Here is a 24994-nt window from a genome sequence, read left to right as displayed (position 1 = left end):
GCGGTACGTCAGTCGCGCTGCAGAATCGCCGAGCCCCACGACAGGCCCACGCCGAAACCGCTGATCGCCACGCGCTTCCATGGCCCGCCGAGCATGTGCTTCTCGAGCAGCAGCGGAATGCTGGACGACACCGTGTTGCCGGTTTCGAGCATGTCCTTGACGAACTTCTCCGGTTGGTCCTCGAAGCGCCGCGCCACGGCGTCGACGATCGCCGCGCTGCCCTGATGGATGCAGAAGGCGTCGATGTCCGCCGAAGTCAGCTGGGCGGCCTCGAGCAGCTCGTGCAAGTGCGCCGGCACCTTGAGCAAGGCGAAGTTGAACACCTGGCGCCCGTTCATGAAGAACTGGCCGTCGGTCACCTTCAGGTGCGCCGCGCCGGAACCGTCGGTACCGAAAAGCGAGCGACCCAGCTGCCAGTCGGCGCCCTCGGCCATCCAGGTGGCGGTGGCAGCGTCGCCGAACAGCATGGTGGTGTTGCGATCCTCGGGATCGACGATCTTGGAGTATGGGTCGGCGGTGATCAGCAGGCCGTTCTTCAGCCCCGCCGCTTCCATGAACCCCTTCATGGCATAGAGCCCGTAGACATAGCCCGAGCAGCCGAGCGACACATCGAAGGCGGCGACGGCGGTGGACAGCCCGAGCTTGTCCTGGACGATCGCCGCGGTGTGCGGCAGGCCTTCCTCGTCGCCGTTCTGGGTCACCACGATCAGCGCATCGATCGCCTGCGGATCGAGCGACGGATTGCTGGCGAACAAGGCCTTGGCGGCCTCGACGCACAGGTCCGAGGTTTCCTGCTCGCCGGCCTTGCGTGGCAGGAAGGTCGAGCCGATCTTGCCGAAGATGAACTCTTCGTCCTTGCCGAACTTCGCGCCCTGGGCATAGTTGTCCACGCCAGCGGACGGCACGAAACTCGCGATACTTTTGATGCCAATCATTCCTGGCTTCCCAATGAAAACAGCCAAAAATCGCCACTCGCTGAATTGAGGGCGCCAACTACCGGGGGCACTGCCTGCAATCCGGTAACAAAATGCTGCAAAAACTGCCGCATAGAATACAGGGAAGATGCACGATCGGGCGCATTGGTCACACCCAGGTGGTGAAAAAGCCACGCCGAGGCGGGAGTGGAAGCCGCAAGCTGCAAGCAAAAGCGAACCGCGGCGCCGATCCGCTTCTGCTTGCAGCCTGTGGCGTGCGGCTTCCCTTAGAGCTTGTCGAACAGGCTGAGCTGGGAAAGCCGGGCGAAGGCCAGTTGGGACGCCTCGAGCATCGCCTGCTGCAAGGTCAGGGTAATGGTCGCCGACGCCATGTCGGTGTCGCCGATCGCGCTCTGGGTGCTCTTGTTGGCCAGGTCCAGGCTGGTGTTCTCCTGCTGCTGGATCTGCAGGGAATTGCCACGCGCACCAATCGCGCCACGGGTGATGTCGATACGCTCGCGGGCGCTGGCCAGGTTGGAAATCGCCGAGTCGGTGGCCTGCTTGAGCGCCGCCTGGGAGGCCGTGTCGCTGACTGGGTTCTGCAGCGCGGTGCGCAACTGGCTGAGGGTGTCGAGCACGTTCTGGGTCTTGTGCGTGTTGGCGGTGACCGCGAACTGGTCGCCTTCGCCTGGGGTCCCGTCGAGCTGATAGGTGACGCCCGCCACGCTCAGCGCGTTGTCGCTGCCCAGGGTACCGCTGGCCAGCGGCTTGCTTTCGGCGGTATAGGGCTGGGCGTAGAGCTGGTACTCGGTGGCGCTGCTGAACCGGATCACCGCCCCGCCATCGGGAAACGCGCTGCGGTACCTGGCGGCATCGCTGACCTGGCTGGACGTGATCTGCGCCGTGGACGGGTTGCCAGCACTGCGCGTGGCAGTCAGGCTGTCGGGCTTGGCCTGCACGGAAAACACGTGGCCGGCCACGCTGGCGTCGGCGTCGTCGCCGTCCTTGAGCTCGATATCGATCTCGAACTCCACTCCGCGCAGGGAAATGATGTCGCCGCCTTCGGCCTTGTGATCGAACTTGCCGTTGGTTGGCGTCTCGCTGGTGATGTCCTTGCCGGAAGCGTCGGTGACGCTGTACTCGGTGGCACTGGTGAAGGTGATGGTATAGGGCTGGCCGGCGGCGAAGCGATCGCTGTAGGTGCTGGCCGAGGACAGCAAGCCCTGGGACAGGCGCACCCGGCCGTCGTCCGGGTTGGGCGCCGTCTGGCTGGACTGGGTACGGCTGTTGTTGGTGGCCTGCTCGAAGACGCTGTAGCCGGTGTCGTTGGTGGCCAGGCGCAGGGTGTCGGAGACCTGCAGGCTGAGCTGGGTCTGATCGCCGCGGTAGCTGTAGGTGCCGTCGCTGTTGCGCACGTAAGGTGGCGAATCGCTCTTCGAGCCGCCGAACATGTAGTCGCCATTGGCATCGCGCGAGTTGAGCAGGCCGAAGACGTTGGCCTCGATCTCCTTCACTTCGCTGCTGATCGAGGTCCGGTCGGCGTCGCTCAGGCCGCCGTTGCCGGCCTGGATCGCCAGTTCGCTGGCGCGTTGCAGGGCATCGTTGATGGTCGAGAGCACGCTCTCTTCCTGCAACAGGGCGTTGTTGACCGTGGTCATGTTGGCGCTGTACTGGCCAAGCAAGGCGCTCTGCTGCTGCAGCAGCAACAGGCGCGAGGCGCCGACCGGGTCGTCGCCAGCGCTCTGGATGCGCGAGTTGGAAGAAATCTGCTCGGTGGTCTTGGCCGTGCTGGAAAAGTTCTTCGAGTAGTTGGTGGCGCTGGTCTCATAGAACTGAGCGGTGGATATACGCACGTTCAGCTACTCCTCAAAGAGCGTTGATCAAGGTCGAGAAAATCTGCTGCGCCGTCTTGATGATCTGCGACGACGCGGTGTAGTAGTGCTGGAACTTCACCAGGCTGGCTGCCTCGTCGTCCAGGTTGACCCCGGACATGGCGCTGCGGCTTTCCTGGGCCGACTTGAACACCGCCTCGGTGGCGGTGGTGTCGATCTGCGCCTGACTGGACTTGGCGCCGACCTGCTCGACCAGCGAGGCATAGGCGGAGGTGAAGCTGATCCCGCCACCGGAGCCGGTAGCCACGGTCGAGCGCGTCTGCAGCTCGAGCAGCGCGGTTGCGTTGCGGTTGTCGGCCTTGCCGTCGGCATTGAACGACAAGGTGAAGCTGTCGTTGGCCGTCGGGCTGCCGCCAATGGTGGTCTCGACCGTGAAGGTACGGGCCTTGCCCGCGCTGTCGAGCAGTGGCGCGCCGGAGGCATCGAGCATCGGCACGGCCAGCGACAGCGCATTGTCCTGGCCCGGCACGATGCTGCCGCTGCCGAGCGGGTTACCCTTGGCATCGAACAGGCTGTAGCCTTGGGCGCCAGCGCTGGCCGCCTGGAACACCAGGCGCACGGGCATGGCATCGCGGATGGCATCCTGAGCCAGGACAGTGTCGCTGCCGCCGTAAACGTCCAGCGTCTGGCCGAGGCTGGGCTGGGTGATGGTCCCGGTGCCACTGTTGCCGCCACTGGCCGCGGCGCTGATCGGCGCGGCGAAGGCCAGCTTGTTGGCATCGCTCAGCACCATGCCGATGCTGCCCGCGGCGGCGCGGGTCGGGATCACTTTGAAGCTGTCGCCGGCAGCCAGGGCCGCGCCGTCGAGCTTGAGCGAAAAGCCGTCGATCACCGGGGCAGGATCGGCGGACAGGTCGAAGCTGCCCAGCTCGGTGCCGTCGGAACGGCGCACGCTGTACTGGCTGGCACTGCTGAACTTGACGTCGTAGTCATAGGCCGTCAGCGCCCCGCTGTCTTCGATGCTCACGGCCAGGTTGCCGGAGCCGGCGCTGTTGTTCGACGAGGCCAGGCTACGCTGGGCCACGGCGGTGGCGCTGTTGATGCTGGAGAACAGGTTGCTGCCGAACTGGGCATTGGCATCGAGGCCCTGCCCCAGCTGGCTGTTGATGGTATCGGAGACCACCAGGGCCGTGCGGCCCAGCTCGTTCATCGCCGGCGTCAGCACGTCGCTGCGGTAGCGCAGCAGGCCACCGATGGTGCCACCGCTAGCCACCGAAGTGACATCCGAGCTGAAGTTCTGGTAATTGACCTGCAGGCCGTACTGGCTCTTGTCGGTGGTGCCTGGCGCCACCGACAACTCATTGGCGCGGTTGCCGGTCACCAGGGACTGGCCAGTGCCCAGGTAGACATCCAGGTTGCCGTCGCGCTCCTGCACGCTCACCCCCACCAGCTCGTTGAGCGAGCGCACGGCCTCGTTGCGTGCGTCGAGCAGGCTGTTGGGGCTGGTGCCGGCGGCCGACAGCTGGACGATCTGCTTGTTGTAGTCGGCGATGCTGGCGGTCAGCTTGTTGACCTGTCCGGCCAGGGTATCGAGCTGGGAATTGATCACCTCGTTCTGCTGGCTCATCTGGCTGTAGACCGAGTTGAAGCGATTGCTCAGGGTCTGCGCCTGGGTCAGCAGCAGCTGGCGCGAGGCGACATCGCCGGGCTTGGCCGAGGCGGTCTGCAAGGCCGAGAAGAACGAGGTGAGGACCGAGCTGATGCCGGTGTCGCGATCGGCCAGCAGCTTGTCCATGCTGGTCACCTGGTCCTGGTAGGCGACCGCGTCGGCCTGCAGCGAAGTGGCGGTCTGCAGCTGGTTGTCGAGGTAGGCGCTGTAGATCCTGCGCACGTCCGACAGCGTGGTGCCGGTCCCGAGGAAACCCACCCCGATGTTCTGCGGCGTGCTGGCGGACTGCACCGCCTGCTGGCGCGAATAGCCCGAAGTGGCCGCGTTGGCGATGTTGTTACTAGTGACCGAGAGCGCCGCCTGGCTGGCATTCAGGCCGCTGAGGCCGATCGAGATCAGGTTGGACATGCGTCAATCCTTATAGATTCGTGGAACTGCCAGCCATGGCGTATTGCTGGGTGGGCTGTATCTGCCGGGCGATGCTGATGATCTTGCTGGCGTATCCGGGATCGGTGGCATAACCGGCTTTCTGCAGTTCCCTGGCGAACTGCTCTGGGTTATCGGCCGACTTCACCGCATCTTGATAGCGCGCATTGTTCTGCAGCAGGCTGACCAGGTCATGGAAGCTGTCCTGGTAGGAGTCGTACGAGCGGAACGCCGCCGTTTCCTTGACGAAGCGGCCCTCGCGAAACTCGCTAGTGATCGCCCGCGCCTGGTCGCCCTGCCAGTTGCCGGAAGCCTTGATGCCGAACAGGTTGTGGCTGCTGCTGCCATCGGCCGCGCGCATCACCGACTTGCCCCAGCCGGTTTCCAGGGCCGCCTGGGCCACCAGGTAGCGTGGGTCGATGCCGATGCGCCTGGCGGCCTGCTCGGCCATCGGCAGCATGGTGGCGATGAACTCGTCGCTGTCGGCGAAGCTGCTCTTGACCGGCGCCAACGGCGGCTGAGCCACTGCGCGACCCTGGATCTGCAAGCCGGCTGGCGCGGCGAAGGCACGCGCCGGCTGCCAGTCGGCCTTGGCCACGCCGTCACCCTGGCGGGCCGGCAGGCTGGCGCCGTCGCTGGGCGTCGGGGCGCTGCCAGCCGACGGCACGATGCCAGCCAGCAAGCGGTCGGTGAGTTTGCCCGGCAGGGCCAGACGCCGCGAATTGAGCGCGGCGACATCGTTGCGCGGCGCGCTGCCGGCATCGGCCCGCACCGGGTCGGCCACATGCTTGCCCCACAGCGTGGGCTGATTGGCATCGGCACGCGGGAACGGGCTGGCGCTGGCGACGCTGGCGGCCTTCTGCTTGGACAACTGGCGCATCAGCACATCCTGCAAGCCGATGCCGCCACCTTCGCGGGACATGCTGACCGCCAGCTGCTGGTCGTACATGTCCTGGTACTGCTTGACGGTCTCGGTGTTCAGCGGATTGTCGGCGGCCAGCACATCGCTGGCCTTGCGCGAGGCCTTGAGCATTTCGCTGACGAACAGCGACTCGAACTCCTGCGCCACCTTGCGCAGGTTGCCTTCGCTGTCGCGGTCGCCATGCTTGAGCGAGCTCAGACGATTGAGGTCGGTGTAGGCGCCGCTGTCGGCGTTTCCGGAAACCAGGCTCTTGGGCGTCATGGCCAGTGTCCTCAGATGACGATCAGGTCGGCCTGCAAGGCGCCGGCCTGCTTCAAGGCTTCGAGGATCGCCATCAGGTCCCCGGGGGCGGCGCCGACCTGGTTCACCGCACGGACGATCTCGTCCAGGGTGGTGCCAGGGCCGAACTTGAACATTGGCTTGGCCTCCTGTTCGGCGCTCACGCGCGAGCGCGGCACCACGGCGGTCTGGCCACCGGACAGCGGCCCCGGCTGGCTGACGATCGGATCCTCGGTGATGGTCACGGTCAGGCTGCCATGGGTCACCGCGGCCGGCGAAACCTTGACGTTCTGGCCGATGACGATGGTCCCGGTGCGCGAATTGATGATCACCTTGGCCACTGCCTGGCCGGGGTCGATCTCCAGGTTCTCGAGCACCGAGAGGTAGTCGACACGCTGGCTGGGGTCCATCGGCGCGGTGACTTGCACCGAACCGCCGTCCAGGGCCTGGGCCACGCCAGGGCCGAGCAGCTCGTTGACCTTGTCGACGATGTGCTTGGCGGTGGTGAAGTCCGGCCGGTTGAGGTTCAGGGTCAGGCTGTTGCCCTGGTTGAAGCCGCTCGGCACCGCGCGCTCGACGGTGGCGCCGCCAGGAATGCGCCCGGCCGACGGGACGTTGACGGTGATGCGCGAGCCGTCGCGGCCTTCGGCATCGAAACCGCCAACCACCAGGTTGCCCTGGGCGATCGCATAGACATTGCCGTCGATGCCCTTGAGCGGGGTCATCAGCAGGCTGCCGCCGCGCAGGCTCTTGGAGTTGCCGATCGACGACACGGTGATGTCGATCACCTGGCCGGGCTTGGCGAAGGCCGGCAGGTCGGCATGCACCGAGACCGCCGCGACGTTCTTGAGCTGCACGTTGCCAGAGCCAGCCGGCACCTTGATGCCGAATTGCGAAAGCATGTTGTTGAAGGTCTGCAAGGTGAACGGCGTCTGGGTGGTCTGGTCACCGGTACCGTTGAGCCCGACCACCAGGCCGTAGCCGATCAGCTGGTTGGTACGCACCCCGGAAATGCTGGCGATGTCCTTCAGGCGCTCGGCATGGGCGCCGAGGGCGAAGCTCAGGACGAACGCAGCGGCAAGTAACTGCCTGATCTTGAACATGGGCATCGTGACTCAGAAAGGCCACAGCGGGCTGAGGAAGAAGCGGTCCAGCCATCCCGGCTGGCTGGCATCGGCGAACGAGCCGGTGCCCGAATAGGTGATCCGCGCATCGGCCACGCGGGTCGAGGGCACGGTGTTGTCGGTGGCGATGTCATCGGCGCGGATCAGCCCGGCGATGCGCACCAGCTCGTCGCCAGTGTTGAGCGTCAGCCATTTTTCGCCACGCACGGCGATGATGCCGTTGGGCAGCACGTCGGCCACGGTCACGGTGATCGAACCGGTCAGGGTATTGCCCTGGGCTGCCTTGCTGTCGCCCTTGGTCGAGCGATCGCCGCTGTAGCCAGCATCGAGCGACAGGTCGCCGCCACCGAACGGGTTGTTGGTGTTGGGCGAGGCGCCGAACAGCGAGGTCAGGCCGAGCTTGGCGTTGCTGTTCTTGGCGATCTGCGAATTGGCGCTCTTGCTCGCCGAAGTGCGCTCGTTGAGGGTGATGGTGATGATGTCGCCGACCCGGAACGCCTTGCGGTCGCCATACAGGTTCTGTTCGAACCCGGCCTGGTAGATCGAGCCGTTGTTGGCCGCCGCCGGCAAGGGAGTACGCGGCAGCACCGGCGCGTAGTACGGATCGTTGGGCTTGGCCACTGGCGCGACACAACCGGCCAGCGACAACGCCCCACCGAGGACGAAGACGGAAAACAGACGATGCATGACGCTTACCTCACGGTGTAACGGGCGCTGCGGGCGCAGCCGGGTCGCTTTGAAGGTTTACAGCTGCTGGGTCACGAACGAGAGCATCTGATCGGCGGTGGAGATGACCTTGGAGTTCATCTCGTAGGCGCGCTGGGTGGTGATCATGTTGACCAGCTCTTCCACGGTGCTGACGTTGGAGTTTTCCAGGGTCTGCTGCAAGGTGGTGCCGAAGCCGTTGAGGCCTGGCGTGCCGATCTGCGGCGCACCGCTGGCGGCGGTCTCCATGAACAGGTTGCCACCGATGGCCTGCAGGCCCGCCGGGTTGATGAAGTCGGCGGTCTGCAGGTTGCCGATGATCTGCGCGGCCGGGTTGCCGGCGGTGGTGATCGAGACGGTGCCGTCCTGGCCGACGGTGAAGGTCTGCGCCTCTGGCGGCACGACGATCGCCGGCTCCAGGGCGTAGCCATTGGCCGTGACGATCTGGCCATCGGAGTTGAGGTGGAAGGTGCCGTCACGGGTATAGGAAACGGTGCCATCAGGCTGCATGACCTGGAAGAAACCGCGGCCGTTGATAGCCATGTCCAGCGGATTCTCGGTGGTCTGGAGGCTGCCGGCGGTGAAGTTCTTCTGGGTGCCGACGATGCGCACGCCGGTACCGACCTGCAGGCCCGACGGCAGCTCGCTGTCCTGGGTCGACTGGGCGCCTGGCTGGCGCTTGACCTGGTACAGCAGGTCCTGGAACTCGGCCCGGTCACGCTTGAAGCCGGTGGTCGAGACGTTGGCCAGGTTGTTGGAAATCACCGCCAGGTTGGTGTCCTGGGCGGAAAGGCCGGTTTTAGCGACCCAAAGAGCCGGAAGCATGCTGTTCTCCTCGTACGCCTGGATTACGGCGCCCGTTCAAATGTGATTAGCCGATTTGCAAAACCCGGGCCATGGCTTCGTCGCCTTCCTTGGCCGTGTTCATCATCTTGACGTGCAGCTCGAACTGGCGGGACAGCGCCAGGACCGAAGTCATCTCCTCGACGGCGTTGACGTTGCTCGCCTCGAGAAAGCCCGACACCACCCTCACGCCGGCGTCGGCCTGGACAGGCTGGCCGTCCTTGGTGTGCAGCATGCCGTCGGCACCCTTGGTCAGACTGGCGATGTCCGGGTTGACCAGCTTGATGCGGTCGACTTCCGCCATTACCCGGGGGTCTTCGCCCATCGCCCGGATGCTGAGCGTGCCATCGTCGCCGATCTCGACCTTCTGCTCGGGCGGCACGGCAATCGGGCCGCCATTGCCCAGCACTGGCATGCCGTTGCCGGCCCGCAGTACGCCGAGGGCGTCGATGTTCAGACTGCCGGTGCGCACGTAGGCTTCGCTGCCGTCAGGCGCCTGTACGGCGATGAAACCGTTGCCGCTGACCGCCACGTCGAGTTCGCGGCCGGTTTCCTGCAGCGCGCCGGGCGTGAAGTCGGTGGCCGGACGCTCGGTCAGAGCGTAAGCCCGCGCCGGAAAGCTGTCGCCGAACACTGGCATCGAACGCGCCTGCTCCAGGTCGCGCTGGAAGCCGTTGGTCGACAGGTTGGCCAGGTTGTTGGCGTGGGCCCGCTGCGCCAGTGCGTTCTGGCTGGCACCGGTCATGGCCACGTAAAGCATCTTGTCCATGGATTCTCCTCTGCGCGACGGCGGTCGCGTGCTCATTGCGCTTGCCTAAGCAATTATCGAACCAACACCGCAAAGCCCCGTAGTTAGAGGGTTGCGAGAGGAACGGAAAGGATCGAGCGTCAGTTTGCCGGCAACTTGTCGCCGGTAGCAGCACGCGTTCAGCGATCCCGGCATCCGGCGTTGCGGTAGGGGCCGGCGTGCAACACCCAACCGCTGCCCGGGCTGAACTGCGCGCACAGGTAGCGACCGGTGGCGCTGCTCTGCCATTTGAACCACGGCGCCGGGGCGGCTTGCGCGGGGCCGGTCAGGAGTAGCAAGGTCAGCAGGGGCAATAGCGTCTTGGCTGTCTTCAACTGGGGGCCTCGTGAGGGGCGAGGGTGACGGCGCCTGGGCGGGACTGGGCAGGAGCAGCTGCGTCAGAGGCGATTGCAGCGCTGCGTTGGAGGCTACTGTGCGGCCTATCGCGACACGGCAGCCGCCCCTGCATCGGCACGGCCTGCCGGCGGGCGGCGGAGCAGCCAGCCGGCATGACCATCAGGTCATCTGGATGATGGTCTGCATCACCGTGCTTTCCGTGGAAATGGTCTTGGCGTTGGCCTGGTAGTTGCTCTGCGCCTTGATCAGGTTGACCAGCTCGCCGGTCAGGTCGACGTTGGAATCTTCCAGCGCACCGCCGGCGATCTTGCCGAGCGTGCCAGTGTCAGGCTGGCCGACGATCGGCACGCCCGAAGCATACGACTCCTTCCAGTTGGTGCCGCCAACCGGCGACAGGCCCTGGACGTTGGCGAAGTTGGCGACCGCGACCTGGCCGATCACCTTGTTCTGGCCATTGGTGAAGTTGGCGAACAGGTTGCCGCCCTCGTCCACCGCCAGCCCGGTCAGTTCACCAGTGGCATAGCCGTCCTGGTTCTTCGCGGTGGTGGCCGAGGCGGAGTTGTACTGGGTCGTGGCGAGCATGTCGACGGTCACCCCGCCTGCCCGCGCCACCGCGCCATTGCTGGCCCAGGTGCCTGCCGCGGTCTTCTCGGCAGGTACCCAGCCATCGAGCCGGAAGGTCTTGTCCTCGCCGATCGACAGGCCGCCCGGGACCGCGCCAGGGGTCAGCGCGGCGGTGTCGAGCGTGCCGTCGGACTTGAACGGCAGCTGGTTGACCAGCGGTGTGCTCTGGGTCGGATCGCTCGGGTTGCGCCCGTCGATGGTGCTGTACATGGTCCAGGAGTTGCTGGCGCTGTCCTTGACGAAATACTGGTTCAGCTGGTGGGCATTGCCCTGGCTGTCGAACACATCGGTGTTGAAGGTGTAGTTGTAGGTGCTGACGTTGGCGGGGTCGAATGGCGTGACCGTCGGCGCACTGGCGCTGGAGTTGAGGTTCACGGTCTCGTTGACCCGCGAGGTCGGCTTGGGCGACAGGTTGGACGTGTCGATCTTGAGGTTGGTGAGAATGCCCTGCACCACTTCGCCATCTTCGTTCACCGAGTAGCCTTGCAGGTTGGAACCGGCGGCGTTGACGATGTAGCCGTCCTTGTCGCTCTGGAACGCGCCGGCGCGGGTGTACAGCTTCGAGCCGTTGTCGTCCAGGGCGAAGAAGCCGCTGCCCTGGATCGCCAGGTCGAGGCTCTGGCCGGTGCTGACGATGTTGCCGGAGGTGAACATCTGCGACACCGCCGCGGTGGTGACGCCGCTGCCGACCGTGGTCTTGCCGCTGGTGCCGCGGATCGAGGCCGCGTACTGGTCGGCGAACTCCGCGCGCGAAGCCTTGAAGCCGGTGGTGGCGACGTTGGCGATGTTGTTGCCGGTGACGTTGAGGGCCTTGTTGGCCGCGTACAATCCGCTAAGGCCGATATTGAAAGACATGCTGCTCACTCCTGCCGTTCGAACCGGCCTCAGATTCCAATGGTTTGTACTTTCGACAGGGCCACGCTACCCAGGCCTGCCAGGTTCAACATCATTTCCGACCCGCTGCCGCCCAGCGACACGCTGGTCACGGTTGCCGGCAGGCTGGTGGTCATCGCCGTCTCGGTGCCATCCACGTCGGCGCTGGCCTTGAAGGTGTAGACGCCCGAGGCCAGGGTCTGGCCGGCACTGTCCTTGCCATCCCAGGCGAAGCCGACATTGCCGGCTGCCTGGCTGCCCAGGTCGAGGCTGCGCACCAGGGTACCCTCGGCGTCATAGATGCCGACCTTCAGCGCGCCACTGGAGGCGGTCAGGCTGACCAGGCCGTCGAGCTGCTTGCTGGTGTCCACCTGCGCCGTGTCGCTCTGCACGATGACGCTGCGCCCGACCAGGGACGAAGCCTGCAGCGCCTGGGAAGACTGGAAGCCACTGAGGATCGAGGACACCGAACCGTTGAGTGTCTGCATGCTCTCCAGGCTGCTGAACTGCGCCAGCTGGGCGACGAACTCGCCGTTGTCCTGCGGGTCGAGCGGGTTCTGGTTCTGCATCTGGGTGACCAGCAACTGCAGGAAGGCATCCTTGCCCAAGGCGCTGCCCGCCGTGCCGGTATTGCCGTTGGTAGCGCTGTCGGCCTTCTGTAGCGAACTCAGGACCGAGTTGGCGACCCCGCTGGTGGAATCGATGGTGCTCATAGGGTCATCCCGTTCACTGACCCAGGGTCAGGACTTTCTGCATCATGGTCTTGGCCGTGTTCATCAACTCGGCATTGGTCTGGAACGAACGGCTGGCCGAGATCATGTCGGCCATCTCCTCCAACACGTTGACGTTCGGGTAATAGACGTAGCCGTCCTTGTTCGCCGCCGGATGATTGGGCTCGTAGCGCGCCTCGAGGTTGCTCTGGTCCTCGACGATACCCATCACCTGCACGCCCTGCCCCGCCTCGCCCTGGTCCTCGAACAGCGACTGGCCGCTGCCGGCCTGGGCCTGCTGGAAGGTGGTGGCGAACACCGGGTGACGCGCGCGATAGGTCTGGTCGATGCTCGAGGAGACGGTCTCGGCGTTGGCGATGTTGGAAGCCACGGTGTTGAGCCGGGTGTTCTGGGCACTCATGCCGCTACCGGCAATGTTGAAGACGTTGGCCAGGGACATGGTCATTCTCCGCGCAGGGCCGAGATCAGCCCTTTGAATTTGCTATTGAGCAAGGTGAAGCTGGCCTGGAAGTCGATGGCGTTCTGCGCGTAGTTCGACTGCTCCATCTGGGCATCCACGGTGTTCTGGTCGAGCGAGGGCTGCATGGGCGTGCGGTACTTGAGCACGTCGTCGGCCGATGCCAGGCCCTCGGCCTCGATATGCCGGACGCTGGTCCGTTCCAGGGCGATACGGCTGTTCTGACTCTTCTGCGCCTCGGCCGCCAGCAGCGAGGCGAAGTCCAGGTCGCGCGCCTTGTAGTTGGGGGTATCGGCGTTGGCGATGTTGTTGGCCAGCACTTCGGCACGCTGGGCACGGAAACCCAGCGCCTTCTCGTGAATGCCTAGCGCCTTGTCGAAACTGATGCTCATGTCGGGAAAACCTTCGGAGGTTGGCCGGAATTGCTCGATGCCAACCCACAGCAAGGCTTGTGCCAACCTGGCCAAACCCAATGAATACGGGACGCAGGGCAATTTCGCGAAGCGCCACTGTCAGAAAAGCGGCAAGCGTTGGGGGGAGAAGCGGCAAGCGGCAGGCGGCCAGCGGCAAGAAAAAGCCGCGCGGGCAGGTGGTTTCGAGCCGCAGGCTGCAAGCAGGACGCGTGGAGTTCGCATGCGCCACCATCTGCTGGAGCTAGCCACCCGTGAGCCCGCCGCCGTACGGCTTCTCTTCGCTGGCCGCTAGCGGCTTTGCGGCTTGCTGGTAGCGACTTGGGGGCTCACTTGGCCTTATAGATGATCCCCGGGCTGCACTGGACCATCTGGTAGTGATCGGGCAGGCCGTTCAGCGCCTCGGAAGCGCCTAGGAACAGGTAGCCGCCAGGCTTGAGCACGCTGTGGATGCGCAGCAGGATGTCCTTCTTGACCTGGGCCGAAAAGTAGATCAGCACGTTGCGGCAGAAGACCACGTCGAACTTGCCCAGGCTTGCATAGTTGTCGAGCAGGTTGAAGGCGCGAAACTCGACACGACTGCGGATTGCCGGCTTGACCGCCCAGCGCCCTGCCCCGCGACCGTCGAAATAGCGCTGCAGGCGCTCCTGCGAGAGGCCGCGGGCGATCGCCAGGCTGTCGTATTCGCCAGTCTTGCAGTTGGCCAGCATGGCGCCGGACAGGTCAGTGGCGACGATCTGCGCGCCGGCCTTGAGCTGGCCAAGGTTGCCGCGCTCGAACTCGTCGATGGCCATGGACAGCGAATAGGGTTCCTGCCCGGAGGAGCAGGCAGCCGACCAGATGCGCAGGCGCTGGCCAGGACTGTTGCGCACGAACTCGGGAATGACCCGGTTCTTGAGCACCTCGAACGGATAGGTATCGCGAAACCACAGGGTTTCGTTGGTGGTCATGGCATCCACCACCTGCTCGCGCAGCCCGCCTCGCGGCTGGGTCTGCAGGCGCTGGACCAGTTCGCCGAGCGACTTGATGCCCTGTTGCTCCATCAGCTTGTTGAGACGGCTGGAGACCAGGTATTGCTTGTTCTCCCCCAACAGAATCCCACAGGCTTTCTCCAGGAACACCCGGAACTGCTCAAAATCCAAATTACCCGTAGACAAAGCTGCCGCCTCTCGAATCTCATGTAGCGCCAGGGCCGGCGGCCCCAGGCGGGTTTAATGCATGGCCTTGATACGATCGACCACGCGCTGCGCCAGGTCGTCCGGCCGGAACTTGGCCAGGAAGTCATCGGCGCCGACCTTCTTCACCATGGCATGGTTGAACACGCCCGATAGCGAAGTATGCAGCAGGATGTGCAGCCCCTGCATGCGCTGATCGCCTCGAATCTCGGCGGTTAGGGTATAGCCGTCCATTTCCGGCATCTCGATGTCCGAGATCATCATCAGGAACTCGTCTTCTGGCCGCTTGCCCTCGTCCACCAGCTTGCGCAGGTAGTCCAGGGCCTGACGACCGTCGTTGAGCGCCACCACCTCCACGCCCACGGTCTGCAGGCAGCGGCTGACCTGCTTGCGCGCCACCGACGAATCGTCGACGGTCAGCACGCGCAACGTCACGGCCTTGTCCTGCACCTCGGCATCCACCACGCCGGCCGACACCGACTCGGAGGTCGGCGCCACTTCGGCAAGCACCTTTTCCACGTCGATGATCTCGACCATGCGGTTGTCCACCCGGGTGACGGCCGTCAGGTAGTGATCGCGGCCGGTCCCCTTGGGTGGCGGATGGATCTCCTCCCAGTTCATGTTGACGATGCGCTCGACCGAATGCACCAGGAAACCCTGGGTCTTGGTGTTGTACTCGGTGATGATCACGAAGCTGTTGCGCGCCTCCTCGCGCAGCCCCGGCAGGCCCGTGGCCCGCGACAGATCGATGATCGGGATGGTCGCCCCGCGTATATTGGCAACGCCGCGCACCACCTGGTGGGATCTGGGCAGCATGGTCAGCTCCGGGCATTGCAACACCTCCCGGACCTTGAACACGTTGATCCCGTACAGCTGCGCGCCATTGAGGCGGAACAGCAGCAGCTCGAGACGATTCTGCCCTACCAGTTGCGTGCGCTGGTTGACCGAATCCATAACACCAGCCATGCCACACTCCTTCATCATTCAACCCGTATCCAAATCGGCACGAGCTTTGCTTTTTTGAGCGGTATGCCTACGAAAACGACATTATTCCGACGACTGACGCGCCCGCTGCCCGGCCTGCTGGCCGTGCTGTGCCTGTCACTGCCCGCCACTCGCGTGCTGGCTGATGGGTTCACCCTGCCTGAACAGCTTATCGGTTCCACCCAGGGGTTTCTTGAGTTCGCCGTCGAAGATTATCTGGCCAGCAGCCAGACCGAAGGTCGCTACGAGATCGAGGTCAAGCCGCTGGACCCGCGCTTGCGCATGCCCTTGTGCGACCGTCAGCTCGACGCCTCGCTGGAAAGTCCGGCGCAGCCGCTGGGCCGGGTGACGGTCCGCCTGCGTTGCGATGGCGCGGCCCCGTGGACGGTATTCGTCCCGGCGCAGGTGCGCCTGTTCCGCGACGTGGTGGTGACCACCCGACCGCTCAAGCGCGAAAGCGTGATCGGCGAAGGCGACGTGGTCCTGCGCGAGCGCGATGTCGGCACGCTGGCCCAGGGGTTCCTGGCCCAGCTCGATCAGGCCGTGGGCATGAAGCTGCTGCGCCCGACGGTGCTCGACCAGGTGCTCACCCCCCAACATCTGGAACAGGCCGAGGTGATTCGCCAGGGCGATCATGTGGTGATCACCGCGCGCAGCGGCAGCCTCAGCGTGCGCATGCCAGGCGAGGCACTGGCCAAGGGCGGCTTGAGCGAGCAGATCAGGGTACGGAACCTCAATTCCAGGCGCGTGGTCAAGGCCAGGGTAACCGGGCCTGGCCAAGTCGAGGTCGCCATGTAGACCAGGCTGGCAGTCCGGGGCTGCTTTTCCTAAACTGTGTCGAAACGGGCAATGTGGGCGTGCCGTCAAGTGGCCGCGCATTCCTTGCTAAAGTTTCTTCGCAAATGGCCGAAAACAAGGCAAGCGTCCTGAACCCAGAGGTTTCTGATCATGGTCATCGACTTCAGTCGCATGAATAACTCACCGTCCGTTGCCGGGGTGCGCGGCAACACGGCGGCCGGCAGCACCGACAAATCCGCCCAGGCCAGCGAGACGGCCAAGCCGGCCGGCGTCAGCGGCGAAGCCGTGCACCTGAGCCCGGAGGCACAGCAGTTGCAAAAGATCACCGACAAGCTGCGTGACCAACCTGTGGTCGACAGTGCCCGCGTGGCGCAACTCAAGCAGGCCATCGCCGATGGCAGCTATCAGGTCGATGCCGCTCGGGTGGCAAGCAAATTGCTTGGCTTCGAAGGCGCGCGCTGACTGACGTCGCGCTGACTCCATCCATCAAGAGCCAGCCATGCACGACACTACCCTGCTGCAATTGATCGAACACGACATCGCACCGGCCCAGGAGCTGCTGGAGCTCCTGCAAAAGGAAGCCGTTGCCCTCCACGGTCGCGACATGCCGCTGCTCGAAGCCCTTCTGGCGCGCAAGCAATCGCTGATCGTGCTGCTTGAACAGCAGGGACGGCGGCGCAGCCATCTGCTCGCCAGCCTCGGTCTGTCCGCCGACCGCGCCGGCGTCCAGGCGCTTGCCGGGCAATCGTCTACAGGCGAAACCCTGATGCTCCGGCTCGATGAACTGACCCAACTGATGGATGCCTGTCAAAAAGCCAACCAGACCAACGGGCGGATCATTCAGGTCCAGCAACAGGCTACCGCCACGCAAATCCGCATTCTCATGGGCGGGGACGCGCCATCGCTCTATGACAGCCGCGGCAGCACCGCGCCACTGGCCAGGCCACGCACCCTCAGCCAGGTGTGAATAGCGCTATCAAGGCTGCCAACATGCTGGCAAAATGCCGCTTCGCGCGCGTGTCGCTTTTGCCTGGAGATTGATTACCCGTGTTCAATGAAGCCGATGCTCCACAACCCCCTCAGGTGCTGAACACACCACTGGAGGTCGCAGCCAACCTGCGATCACTGCAAGAGAGTCACGATCCGCTGATCATCACCTTTCCCGAGCGCGAACAGCGCTTCCAGAGCTATGTGGTCGAGGTGGACCGCGATAGCAATACGTTGGCACTGGACGAGATGATCCCGCGCGATGGCGAGAAATACATCGAGAACGGCGAACCGTTCCGTGTCGAGGGTTTCCATGATGGCGTGCGCATCGCCTGGGAATGCACCACGCCGCTGAGCATCGGCCAGGTTGGCGGGCACCGCTGCTACCGTGGCAGCCTTCCCGAGCAGATCGTCTATCATCAACGGCGCAACGCATTCCGCGCAGCCTTGAAGCTGTCGCAGCTGGTGGACATCGTCCTGGACGGCGAGCGTCTCAAGGGTACCGGCTTGCTGCGTGGCAAGCTGCTGGACATCTCGGCGACAGGTTGCAAGCTGCGTTTCGACGGCGATGTCGAGCACCAGCTGCAACTGGGCCAGGTCTACGAAAAGTTCAGCGCTGGCGCACCGCTGGGCCTAACCCAGGTGATGGTCGAGCTGCGCCACCTGCATTTCGAGCAAGGCTTCAACACCACCTTCGCTGGGGTGCGCTTCCACAACATCAACGGCCAGCAGCAGCGCCGAGTGGAAAGCTTCGTCTACCAGCTGCAGCGCGAGGCGCGACGCTTCGACAAGGACGATTACTAAGCGCGAGGGCGGCCGCGCGCGCTTGCAGACGCTGCGGTGCCGTTCCATGCCCTGGGGCGATCGATGGGTGTTTGCCGGCCGGTAGCGGCCGCTACAACCATGGAGCGTGCCTGCCTGAATGGCCAGCCGCCCTTCGGCTACAGGGGCCGCCCTGGCTCGCCGGGACTGGTCGCTTGCTCGACCTCGACCTCGCCCTCGGTATCTTCCGCCGCGACCGGTGCCTGCATGACATCCTGCACCACCTGTTCGTCGACTCGCGGATCGAGCGCGGCGGACAGTGGCGAGCCGGCGGCCGGCATGGCCACGTGATGCAACGGTGCGTCCTGGACCTGGTGCAGACCAGTGACGGCCTTGGGCCGGATGCGCCAGACCAGGACCAGGGCGAAGAACACGAAGAAGGCATAGAGCATCTGTGCGCCCAGCAGCTTCATCAGCACACCCGCGACCAGCGGCCCGATACTGGCGCCCACGCCATAGGTGACCAGCAGCATGGCCGTCAGCGAGACCCGACGCTCACTCTCCACGTGGTCGTTGGAAAAGGCCACGGCCAGCGGATACAGGCAGAACTGCAACAGCGAAATCACGAACCCCATGCCGAACAGCAGCTCCAACGGCACCCCCGGCAACACGGCGAACGGCAAGGAAGCGAGCGCCAGGCCAATGGCCACCCCACGAATCAGTACGGCGCGGTCGTAACGGTCCGATAACCAGCCCAGCGGCCATTGCACCACCAGCCCGGCGAAGATGCAGAAGCCCATGAACAGGCCGATCTGTTCGGTCGACAAGCCTTGCCCGGCCGCATACACCGGCGCCAGGCCATAGAAGGAACCGACGATCAGGCCCGAGCCAAGCACGGTGCTCAACGATTGTGGCACCCGTTTGATGAAGAACCTTGGCTCCATCGGCGCCGGGCGCAGCGGCGCCGGGTGGATGCGCCGGGTCATGGCGACCGGCACCAGGCACAGGGCGAAGCACATGGCCACCAGCATGAGCAGCTCGGGACCGAGCGCCGGATGCACGACCAGGATCAGCTGGCCGAGCACCAGTCCCAGGTAGGAAAAGATCATGTAGCCGCTGAACACCGCGCCGCGCTGCTTGGCATCGGCCTGTTCGTTCAGCCAGCTTTCCAGGACCATGTACTGGCACATCATGCCCAGGCCGACGATCATCCGCAGCCCGACCCAGGCCGGCAACCAGCTAGTCATGCCATGCCCCAGCACCGCGGCGCCGACGATGCCGGCACAGGTGGCATAGGCCCGGATATGTCCGACCCGGGCGATCAGCCGGTGCCCGACCTTGCCGCCGACGGCCAGGCCGAAATAGTTGGCTGCCATCAGCGCACCGACCCACAGACTGTCGACGTGCTCGGCAGCCAGGCGCAGGGCCAGGTAGGTACTGAGCAGGCCGGAGCCGATCAACATCATCAGGGCAGCGAAATATAGCGAACGAAATGACTTCCAGATCTGTCGCATCAGCGTCCCGAAGGCTCCTTGATACAGGTGGGAAACAAGCCGGCACGACCAAGCATAAGGTCAAATTCCCTCTCGTGCAGGTCTGCCAGGCGAAAAATCCTGGGCAGGACGCAGCCAGTGCCGCCGTTGTCGCGCTCAGGCCTGGGCCGCCAGTACACGGCGCTCCCAGGGCGTGATCTCGTCGAGGAAATCGGCCAGCTCCAGTGTCTTGGTGGCGACATAGCCTTCGATGAACTCATCCCCGAACAGTTCCCGCGCCAGGCTGCTCTCGCGCAGCCGTGCCAGGCTCGCATGCAAGGTGCACGGCAGGCACAGGTCAGGCGGAACCTGGAACTGACCGCAGGCGGCAGGTGTGGGTAGCAGGCGCTGCTCGATGCCATGCAGCCCGGCCGCGAGACTGGCGGCGATGGCCAGGTACGGGTTGGCATCGGCGCCTGGCAGGCGGTTCTCGACCCGTCGCGCCGCCGGTGCGCTGGGCGGGATGCGCAGGCCGGCGGCACGGTTGTCCTGCGACCAGCAGGCGTTGTTCGGCGAGGCATAGGGGTGGCACAGCCGCTGGTAGGAATTGACGTGCGGCGCGAACAGGGCCGTGAACTGCGCCAGGCAGGCCTGCAGACCACCGATGAAGTGCTCGAAGGTCTCGGTCGGCTGCCCCCGCTCATCGTTGAACACGGCACGGCCGCCATCGAGTTCCAGTAGGCTCTGGTGAATGTGCATGGAGCTCCCGGCGGTGCGCGCCAGCGGCTTGGCCATGCACACCACGCTCAGCCCATGCTTGAGCCCTACTTCCTTGAGCAGGTGCTTGAACAGGAACGTCTGGTCGGCGAGCAGCAATGGATCGCCATGCAGCAGGTTGATCTCGAACTGGCTGACCCCCATCTCGTGCATGAAGGTATCGCGTGGCAGGCCAAGCGCCGCCATGCATTCGACCACTTCCCGGAAGAACGGCCGCAGGCCGTTCGCGGAGCTGACGCTGAACGCTGAGTGACCCATCTCGCGACGTCCGTCCAGGCCCACCGGCGGCCGAAACGGCTGGCGTGGATCCGGATTGCCGGCAAACACGAAGAACTCCAGCTCGGTCGCCACCACTGCTGCCAAGCCCCGTGCGGCATAGCGGTCGAGTACCGCGCGCAGCAGCGCCCGGCTGGACAAACCGCTCGGCTGGCCGTCCAGCTCTACCGCATCGCAGATCGCCAGCGCTCGCGGTCGTTCGCTCCAGGGCAGCACGTGCAGCTGGGAGCGATCAGCGACCAGGACCAGATCACCGTCATCGCCGCCGTAGACGCTGGTCGGCGGATAGCCGCCCATGATGCACTGCAGCAGGACCCCTCGAGCCAGCTGCAGCCGGCGCCCCTCGAGGAACCCTTCGGTGGTCATCACCTTGCCACGCGGCACGCCGTTGAGGTCGGGCGTGACACACTCGATCTCGTCGACACCCACCAGGCGCTCGGCGAGAGAATCCTGTTCGTTGCTCTTCATGGCACTGTCCTTGTCGTCGTCATGCGGGTTTGCAGGAGGCTGCGCCACGCAGCATGGCCGCGGGGCAAGCACCGGCGCACGCTATCCCGGCAGGCTCAACCCATTGGCTGGAAGCGGCAGCGCGGTCTTGTAGCGCACCTGCTTGAGGGCGAAGCTCGAGCGGATGTTGGCCACGCCCGGCAGACGAGTAAGGTAGTCGAGAAAGCGCTCCAGCGCCTGGATGCTGGGCAGCAGGACACGCAGCAAGTAATCGGGGTCGCCGGTCATCAGGTAGCACTCCATGACTTCCGGGCGCTTGGCGATTTCTTCCTCGAAGCCATGCAGGGAGGGTTCTACCTGTTTCTCCAGGCTGACGTGGATGAACACGTTGACATCCAGGCCCAGCGATTCGGGCGCCAGCAAGACGACCTGCTGGCGGATCACACCCGCCTGCTCGAGCGCCTTGACCCGGTTGAAGCAAGGCGTGGGCGAAAGATTGACTGCCCGAGCCAGCTCGGCATTGGTGATTCGGGCGTTCTCCTGCAGCTGATTGAGAATGCCGATATCGGTACGATCGAGTTTGCGCATCGGAACGACTGACCTGATTCTTGTGGTTTTGCAGAATATTTATCTGGCTGCCGGGCCAAAGGCAATGAACATAAGAGAAATATTCTTGCGCGCAGCTCCTATCATGTGAGGGAGGCTGGCCCGTCGCCCACGAGGCTCACCGGGACAGCAACCGCTTCGAAGCTCACAACAACAATCCGAGCGAGCGTGGACAGCATGAACGAATATGCGCCCCTGCGTCTGCACGTGCCCGAGCCCACCGGCCGGCCCGGCTGCCAGACCGATTTTTCCTACCTGCGCCTCGATGACGCAGGCCGAATCCGCAAGCCTCCCATCGATGTCGACCCTGCCGACACGATGGATCTCGCCCACGGCCTGATCCGCGTGCTCGACGACCAGGGCAACGCCCTGGGTCCCTGGGCCGAGGGCATCGAGCCACGACTGCTGCAAACAGGCATGCGTGCCATGCTCAAGACGCGCCTGTTCGACAACCGCATGGTGGTCGCCCAGCGGCAGAAGAAAATGTCGTTCTACATGCAGAGTCTCGGCGAGGAAGCGATCGGCACGGCCCAGGCGCTGGCCCTCGAGCGCAGCGACATGTGCTTCCCGACCTACCGACAGCAGAGCATCCTGATCAGCCGCGAGGTGTCCCTGGTGGACATGATCTGCCAGCTGCTGTCCAACGAGCGCGACCCGCTCAAGGGACGCCAGTTGCCAATCATGTATTCGGTCCGCGAAGCCGGCTTCTTCACCATCAGCGGCAACCTGGCCACGCAGTTCGTCCAGGCGGTCGGCTGGGCGATGGCTTCGGCGATCAAGGGTGATACGCGTATCGCCTCGGCGTGGATCGGCGACGGCGCCACCGCCGAGTCGGACTTCCACACCGCCCTGACCTTCGCCCACGTCTATCGTGCCCCGGTGATCCTCAACGTGGTCAACAACCAGTGGGCGATCTCCACCTTCCAGGCCATCGCTGGCGGCGAGGCCACCACCTTCGCCGGACGCGGCGTAGGCTGCGGCATCGCCTCGCTGCGGGTCGACGGCAATGATTTCCTCGCCGTGCACGCCGCCTCGCGCTGGGCCGCCGAGCGTGCTCGACGCGGCCACGGACCGACCCTGATCGAATGGGTCACCTATCGCGCTGGCCCCCATTCCACTTCCGACGACCCCTCCAAGTACCGCCCCGCCGACGACTGGAACCACTTCCCGCTTGGCGATCCGATCGCCCGGCTCAAGCAACATCTGATCGCCCGCGGGCTGTGGTCGCAACAGCAGCACGAGCACGTCTGCGCCGAGCTCGAGGCCCAGATCATCGCGGCGCAGAAGGAAGCCGAGCAGTACGGCACCCTGAGCAACGGCCACATACCCAGCGCGGCCTCGATGTTCGAGGACGTCTACAAGGAAATGCCCGACCACCTGCGCCGCCAGCGCCAACAACTGGGGGTGTGAGATGAACGACCTTCACAGTGATCTAGAAGTGGAAAATGCCATGTCCACCAGCGCCATGACCATGATCCAGGCCCTGCGCTCGGCCATGGACCTGATGCTCGAGCGCGATGACAACGTGGTCATCTACGGCCAGGACGTCGGTTACTTCGGCGGCGTGTTCCGCTGCACCGAAGGCCTGCAGGCCAAGCATGGCAAGTCGCGGGTGTTCGATGCGCCGATTTCCGAAAGCGGCATCGTCGGCACGGCCGTGGGCATGGGCGCCTACGGCCTGCGCCCGGTGGTGGAAATCCAGTTCGCCGACTATTTCTACCCGGCTTCCGACCAGATCGTCTCGGAAATGGCGCGCCTGCGCTATCGCTCTGCCGGGGAGTTCATCGCCCCCTTGACCCTGCGCATGCCTTGCGGCGGTGGGATCTATGGCGGGCAGACCCATAGCCAGAGCCCGGAGGCGATGTTCACCCAGGTCTGCGGCCTGCGCACGGTGATGCCGTCGAACCCCTACGATGCCAAGGGCCTGCTGATCGCCTCGATCGAATGCGACGACCCGGTGATCTTCCTCGAGCCCAAGCGCTTGTACAACGGACCTTTCGACGGCCATCACGATCGTCCGGTGACGCCTTGGGCGAAGCATCCCCAGAGTGCCGTCCCAGACGGCTACTACCGGGTGGAACTGGACAAGGCCGCCATCGTCCGGCCCGGCAACGACGTCACCGTACTCACCTACGGCACAACGGTTCATGTCGCCCAGGCGGCTGCCGAGGAAACTGCCGTCGATGCCGAAGTGATCGACCTGCGTAGCCTGTGGCCACTGGACCTGGAAACCATCGTCGAGTCGGTGAAGAAGACCGGCCGCTGCGTGGTGGTACATGAAGCCACCCGCACCTGCGGCTTCGGCGCCGAACTGGTGGCGCTGGTCCAGGAGCACTGCTTCCATCACCTGGAAGCGCCAGTGGAGCGGGTCACCGGCTGGGATACGCCCTACCCGCACGCGCAGGAATGGGCCTATTTTCCAGGCCCGACACGGGTAGGCGCGGCATTGCAACGGGTCATGGAGGTCTGAATGGGCACGCACGTCATCAAGATGCCGGATATCGGCGAAGGCATCGCTCAGGTCGAACTGGTGGAATGGTATGTCAAGGTGGGCGACCAGATTGGCGAAGACCAGGTGCTGGCCGATGTCATGACCGACAAGGCCACGGTCGAGATTCCCTCGCCGGTCGCGGGCAAGGTCCTGTCACTTGGCGGCCAGCCGGGTGAAGTCATGGCCGTGGGCAGCGAACTGATCCGCATCGAGGTCGAAGGCAGCGGCAACCAGGCCGCTACCCATCCGCCCGAGGCTGTATCCGAGCGGGTCGAGACGAGGCCGCTCGCCGAGGCGGCCCCGCCCCGGACAGCGACCGAGGCCGCCACGCCTGCGCCAGCCCCGGGCCTGGCCAGCAGCGAGCCGGTGCCCTTCATGCCACGCCAGCCAGGCGAGAAGCCATTGGCCTCCCCCGCCGTGCGCAAGCGTGCGCTGGATGCCGGTATCGAACTGCGCTACGTGCAAGGCAGCGGGCCGGCCGGCCGGATCCTGCACGAAGACCTGGACGCCTTCATCAGGCGGCCTTGGGCCGGCGCATCGACCGCGGGCAGCCAGGCCAGGCGCACCGACAGCCAGCAGGTACCCGTCATCGGCCTGCGCCGCAAGATCGCCGAGCGCATGCAGGATGCCAAGCGGCGGGTCGCGCATTTCAGCTATGTCGAAGAAATCGACGTCACGGCTCTGGAAGCGCTGCGCCAACAGCTCAACCACACGTGGGGCGACAGCCGTGGCAAGCTGACCCTGCTGCCACTGCTGATCCGCGCCATGGTCGTCGCGCTGCGTGAGTTCCCGCAGATCAACGCCACCTACGATGATCAGGCCCAGGTCGTCACCCGCCACGGTGCCGTGCATGTAGGCATTGCCACGCAGAGCGAGAACGGCTTGATGGTGCCCGTGCTGCGCCATGCCGAGGCCGGCAGCCTCTGGCACAACGCCAGCGAGATCGCTCGGCTGGCCCAGGCGGCGCGCAGCGGCAAGGCATCCCGCGAGGAGCTGTCCGGCTCGACCATCACCTTGACCAGCCTGGGGGCACTTGGCGGCATCGTCAGCACGCCGGTGGTGAACACGCCGGAAGTGGCCATCATCGGCGTCAACCGCATGGTCGAGCGTGCGGTGGTGATCGATGGGCAGATCGTTGTGCGCAAGATGATGAACCTGTCGAGTTCCTTCGACCACCGGGTCATCGATGGCATGGATGCGGCGCTGTTCATCCAGGCGATCCGCGGCCTGCTGGAACAACCCGCCTGTCTGTTCGTGGAGTGAACG

26 protein-coding genes are annotated in these 24994 nt (G+C 64.8%); 8 read left to right on the top strand and 18 right to left on the bottom strand.

The features are described from left to right. Positions 1-8 precede the first annotated feature (8 nt). The 13 genes from ACY8GK_RS01645 to flgB form a co-directional block, all read right to left on the bottom strand. A complete protein-coding gene (locus ACY8GK_RS01645) occupies positions 9-935 on the bottom strand; it encodes a ketoacyl-ACP synthase III (protein WP_462402094.1) in 927 nt (308 codons plus the stop codon). 266 nt (positions 936-1201) lie between these two features. Continuing rightward, entirely contained in the window at positions 1202-2767 is a 1566-nt protein-coding gene (locus ACY8GK_RS01640) for a flagellar hook-associated protein 3 (RefSeq protein WP_196176607.1), read from the bottom strand. A gap of 13 nt (positions 2768-2780) precedes the next feature. Further along, positions 2781-4823 (bottom strand): flagellar hook-associated protein FlgK, encoded by a 2043-nt coding sequence (gene flgK / locus ACY8GK_RS01635; RefSeq protein ID WP_462402093.1) that lies wholly within the window; start codon positions 4821-4823, stop codon positions 2781-2783. Positions 4824-4833: 10 nt separating this feature from the next. After that, positions 4834-6024: a flagellar assembly peptidoglycan hydrolase FlgJ gene (flgJ, locus tag ACY8GK_RS01630; RefSeq protein ID WP_196176611.1), complete on the bottom strand. Its 1191-nt coding sequence runs from the start codon at positions 6022-6024 to the stop codon at positions 4834-4836. 11 nt (positions 6025-6035) lie between these two features. After that, positions 6036-7145 (bottom strand): flagellar basal body P-ring protein FlgI, encoded by a 1110-nt coding sequence (locus ACY8GK_RS01625; RefSeq protein WP_196176613.1) that lies wholly within the window; start codon positions 7143-7145, stop codon positions 6036-6038. A 12-nt stretch (positions 7146-7157) separates the two neighbouring features. After that, positions 7158-7853 (bottom strand): flagellar basal body L-ring protein FlgH, encoded by a 696-nt coding sequence (gene flgH, locus ACY8GK_RS01620; RefSeq protein WP_196176616.1) that lies wholly within the window; start codon positions 7851-7853, stop codon positions 7158-7160. Positions 7854-7910: 57 nt separating this feature from the next. Further along, positions 7911-8696, bottom strand: coding sequence for a flagellar basal-body rod protein FlgG (gene flgG, locus ACY8GK_RS01615; RefSeq protein WP_196176618.1), 786 nt, complete (start codon positions 8694-8696; stop codon positions 7911-7913). Positions 8697-8742: 46 nt separating this feature from the next. Further along, a complete protein-coding gene (locus tag ACY8GK_RS01610; protein WP_196176619.1) occupies positions 8743-9483 on the bottom strand; it encodes a flagellar basal body rod protein FlgF in 741 nt (246 codons plus the stop codon). A 158-nt stretch (positions 9484-9641) separates the two neighbouring features. Next, complete coding sequence (locus ACY8GK_RS01605; RefSeq protein WP_196176805.1) at positions 9642-9836, bottom strand: hypothetical protein; 195 nt, start codon at positions 9834-9836, stop codon at positions 9642-9644. A 181-nt stretch (positions 9837-10017) separates the two neighbouring features. Continuing rightward, the gene (gene flgE, locus ACY8GK_RS01600; RefSeq protein ID WP_196176621.1) at positions 10018-11337 is read right to left on the bottom strand and encodes a flagellar hook protein FlgE; all 1320 of its coding nucleotides are present in this window, start codon (positions 11335-11337) and stop codon (positions 10018-10020) included. 29 nt (positions 11338-11366) lie between these two features. Continuing rightward, positions 11367-12068 (bottom strand): flagellar hook assembly protein FlgD, encoded by a 702-nt coding sequence (gene flgD, locus ACY8GK_RS01595; protein WP_462402092.1) that lies wholly within the window; start codon positions 12066-12068, stop codon positions 11367-11369. A 13-nt stretch (positions 12069-12081) separates the two neighbouring features. Continuing rightward, entirely contained in the window at positions 12082-12525 is a 444-nt protein-coding gene (gene flgC / locus ACY8GK_RS01590) for a flagellar basal body rod protein FlgC (protein WP_462402091.1), read from the bottom strand. A gap of 2 nt (positions 12526-12527) precedes the next feature. Beyond that, complete coding sequence (flgB, locus tag ACY8GK_RS01585) at positions 12528-12935, bottom strand: flagellar basal body rod protein FlgB (protein WP_462402090.1); 408 nt, start codon at positions 12933-12935, stop codon at positions 12528-12530. Between the two features lie 37 nt (positions 12936-12972). On the opposite strand from flgB, the gene ACY8GK_RS01580 reads away from it, so the two are divergent. Continuing rightward, a complete protein-coding gene (locus ACY8GK_RS01580) occupies positions 12973-13248 on the top strand; it encodes a hypothetical protein (protein ID WP_462402089.1) in 276 nt (91 codons plus the stop codon). 34 nt (positions 13249-13282) lie between these two features. Here ACY8GK_RS01580 and cheR read toward each other — a convergent pair whose 3' ends face one another. Both cheR and ACY8GK_RS01570 read right to left on the bottom strand, forming a co-directional pair. Further along, the gene (cheR, locus tag ACY8GK_RS01575) at positions 13283-14110 is read right to left on the bottom strand and encodes a protein-glutamate O-methyltransferase CheR (RefSeq protein WP_196176631.1); all 828 of its coding nucleotides are present in this window, start codon (positions 14108-14110) and stop codon (positions 13283-13285) included. Positions 14111-14164: 54 nt separating this feature from the next. Next, positions 14165-15094, bottom strand: a complete 930-nt coding sequence (locus tag ACY8GK_RS01570; RefSeq protein ID WP_462402088.1) for a chemotaxis protein CheV — start codon at positions 15092-15094, stop codon at positions 14165-14167. Positions 15095-15157: 63 nt separating this feature from the next. On the opposite strand from ACY8GK_RS01570, the gene flgA reads away from it, so the two are divergent. The 4 genes from flgA to ACY8GK_RS01550 all read left to right on the top strand — a co-directional run bounded on the left by flgA (position 15158) and on the right by ACY8GK_RS01550 (position 17701). Next, on the top strand, positions 15158-15910 hold the full coding sequence (gene flgA, locus ACY8GK_RS01565) for a flagellar basal body P-ring formation chaperone FlgA (protein WP_462402087.1): 753 nt from the start codon (positions 15158-15160) through the stop codon (positions 15908-15910). 150 nt (positions 15911-16060) lie between these two features. Then, entirely contained in the window at positions 16061-16372 is a 312-nt protein-coding gene (flgM, locus tag ACY8GK_RS01560; RefSeq protein ID WP_462402086.1) for a flagellar biosynthesis anti-sigma factor FlgM, read from the top strand. Between the two features lie 37 nt (positions 16373-16409). After that, positions 16410-16877 (top strand): flagella synthesis protein FlgN, encoded by a 468-nt coding sequence (locus ACY8GK_RS01555; RefSeq protein WP_462402085.1) that lies wholly within the window; start codon positions 16410-16412, stop codon positions 16875-16877. 80 nt (positions 16878-16957) lie between these two features. Continuing rightward, positions 16958-17701, top strand: a complete 744-nt coding sequence (locus tag ACY8GK_RS01550; RefSeq protein ID WP_196176641.1) for a flagellar brake protein — start codon at positions 16958-16960, stop codon at positions 17699-17701. Positions 17702-17838: 137 nt separating this feature from the next. Here the strand turns inward: ACY8GK_RS01550 and ACY8GK_RS01545 are convergent, their stop codons facing one another. The 3 genes from ACY8GK_RS01545 to bkdR all read right to left on the bottom strand — a co-directional run bounded on the left by ACY8GK_RS01545 (position 17839) and on the right by bkdR (position 21219). Beyond that, positions 17839-19173: an MFS transporter gene (locus ACY8GK_RS01545; protein WP_462402084.1), complete on the bottom strand. Its 1335-nt coding sequence runs from the start codon at positions 19171-19173 to the stop codon at positions 17839-17841. Positions 19174-19308: 135 nt separating this feature from the next. Further along, positions 19309-20550 (bottom strand): glutamine synthetase family protein, encoded by a 1242-nt coding sequence (locus tag ACY8GK_RS01540; RefSeq protein WP_196176800.1) that lies wholly within the window; start codon positions 20548-20550, stop codon positions 19309-19311. Positions 20551-20733: 183 nt separating this feature from the next. Next, positions 20734-21219, bottom strand: a complete 486-nt coding sequence (bkdR, locus tag ACY8GK_RS01535; RefSeq protein WP_196176645.1) for a Bkd operon transcriptional regulator BkdR — start codon at positions 21217-21219, stop codon at positions 20734-20736. Positions 21220-21414: 195 nt separating this feature from the next. On the opposite strand from bkdR, the gene ACY8GK_RS01530 reads away from it, so the two are divergent. The 3 genes from ACY8GK_RS01530 to ACY8GK_RS01520 are packed head-to-tail and all read left to right on the top strand — an operon-like array spanning position 21415 to position 24991. Further along, the gene (locus ACY8GK_RS01530) at positions 21415-22647 is read left to right on the top strand and encodes a 3-methyl-2-oxobutanoate dehydrogenase (2-methylpropanoyl-transferring) subunit alpha (RefSeq protein ID WP_196176647.1); all 1233 of its coding nucleotides are present in this window, start codon (positions 21415-21417) and stop codon (positions 22645-22647) included. A 1-nt stretch (position 22648) separates the two neighbouring features. After that, positions 22649-23707: an alpha-ketoacid dehydrogenase subunit beta gene (locus ACY8GK_RS01525; protein ID WP_196176649.1), complete on the top strand. Its 1059-nt coding sequence runs from the start codon at positions 22649-22651 to the stop codon at positions 23705-23707. After that, on the top strand, positions 23708-24991 hold the full coding sequence (locus ACY8GK_RS01520; RefSeq protein WP_196176651.1) for a dihydrolipoamide acetyltransferase family protein: 1284 nt from the start codon (positions 23708-23710) through the stop codon (positions 24989-24991). The last annotated feature ends 3 nt before the right edge of the window (positions 24992-24994 follow it).

Source organism: Pseudomonas sp. Marseille-QA0332 (assembly GCF_054950175.1).
Note: the sequence above shows the minus strand (reverse complement) of the source record. Positions and strands in the feature narration are given on the sequence as shown.

What these genes read in the sequence shown, in the direction of transcription:
- ACY8GK_RS01645 (WP_462402094.1), bottom strand. Translation starts at nt 935, where the DNA reads ATGATTGGCATCAAAAGTATCGCGAGTTTCGTGCCGTCCGCTGGCGTG.
- flgK (WP_462402093.1), bottom strand. Translation starts at nt 4,823, where the DNA reads ATGTCCAACCTGATCTCGATCGGCCTCAGCGGCCTGAATGCCAGCCAG.
- flgJ (WP_196176611.1), bottom strand. Translation starts at nt 6,024, where the DNA reads ATGACGCCCAAGAGCCTGGTTTCCGGAAACGCCGACAGCGGCGCCTAC.
- ACY8GK_RS01625 (WP_196176613.1), bottom strand. Translation starts at nt 7,145, where the DNA reads ATGTTCAAGATCAGGCAGTTACTTGCCGCTGCGTTCGTCCTGAGCTTC.
- flgH (WP_196176616.1), bottom strand. Translation starts at nt 7,853, where the DNA reads ATGCATCGTCTGTTTTCCGTCTTCGTCCTCGGTGGGGCGTTGTCGCTG.
- flgG (WP_196176618.1), bottom strand. Translation starts at nt 8,696, where the DNA reads ATGCTTCCGGCTCTTTGGGTCGCTAAAACCGGCCTTTCCGCCCAGGAC.
- ACY8GK_RS01610 (WP_196176619.1), bottom strand. Translation starts at nt 9,483, where the DNA reads ATGGACAAGATGCTTTACGTGGCCATGACCGGTGCCAGCCAGAACGCA.
- flgE (WP_196176621.1), bottom strand. Translation starts at nt 11,337, where the DNA reads ATGTCTTTCAATATCGGCCTTAGCGGATTGTACGCGGCCAACAAGGCC.
- flgD (WP_462402092.1), bottom strand. Translation starts at nt 12,068, where the DNA reads ATGAGCACCATCGATTCCACCAGCGGGGTCGCCAACTCGGTCCTGAGT.
- flgC (WP_462402091.1), bottom strand. Translation starts at nt 12,525, where the DNA reads ATGTCCCTGGCCAACGTCTTCAACATTGCCGGTAGCGGCATGAGTGCC.
- flgB (WP_462402090.1), bottom strand. Translation starts at nt 12,935, where the DNA reads ATGAGCATCAGTTTCGACAAGGCGCTAGGCATTCACGAGAAGGCGCTG.
- ACY8GK_RS01580 (WP_462402089.1), top strand. Translation starts at nt 12,973, where the DNA reads ATGCCAACCCACAGCAAGGCTTGTGCCAACCTGGCCAAACCCAATGAA.
- ACY8GK_RS01570 (WP_462402088.1), bottom strand. Translation starts at nt 15,094, where the DNA reads ATGGCTGGTGTTATGGATTCGGTCAACCAGCGCACGCAACTGGTAGGG.
- flgA (WP_462402087.1), top strand. Translation starts at nt 15,158, where the DNA reads ATGCCTACGAAAACGACATTATTCCGACGACTGACGCGCCCGCTGCCC.
- flgM (WP_462402086.1), top strand. Translation starts at nt 16,061, where the DNA reads ATGGTCATCGACTTCAGTCGCATGAATAACTCACCGTCCGTTGCCGGG.
- ACY8GK_RS01555 (WP_462402085.1), top strand. Translation starts at nt 16,410, where the DNA reads ATGCACGACACTACCCTGCTGCAATTGATCGAACACGACATCGCACCG.
- ACY8GK_RS01545 (WP_462402084.1), bottom strand. Translation starts at nt 19,173, where the DNA reads ATGCGACAGATCTGGAAGTCATTTCGTTCGCTATATTTCGCTGCCCTG.
- ACY8GK_RS01540 (WP_196176800.1), bottom strand. Translation starts at nt 20,550, where the DNA reads ATGACCACCGAAGGGTTCCTCGAGGGGCGCCGGCTGCAGCTGGCTCGA.
- bkdR (WP_196176645.1), bottom strand. Translation starts at nt 21,219, where the DNA reads ATGCGCAAACTCGATCGTACCGATATCGGCATTCTCAATCAGCTGCAG.
- ACY8GK_RS01530 (WP_196176647.1), top strand. Translation starts at nt 21,415, where the DNA reads ATGAACGAATATGCGCCCCTGCGTCTGCACGTGCCCGAGCCCACCGGC.
- ACY8GK_RS01525 (WP_196176649.1), top strand. Translation starts at nt 22,649, where the DNA reads ATGAACGACCTTCACAGTGATCTAGAAGTGGAAAATGCCATGTCCACC.
- ACY8GK_RS01520 (WP_196176651.1), top strand. Translation starts at nt 23,708, where the DNA reads ATGGGCACGCACGTCATCAAGATGCCGGATATCGGCGAAGGCATCGCT.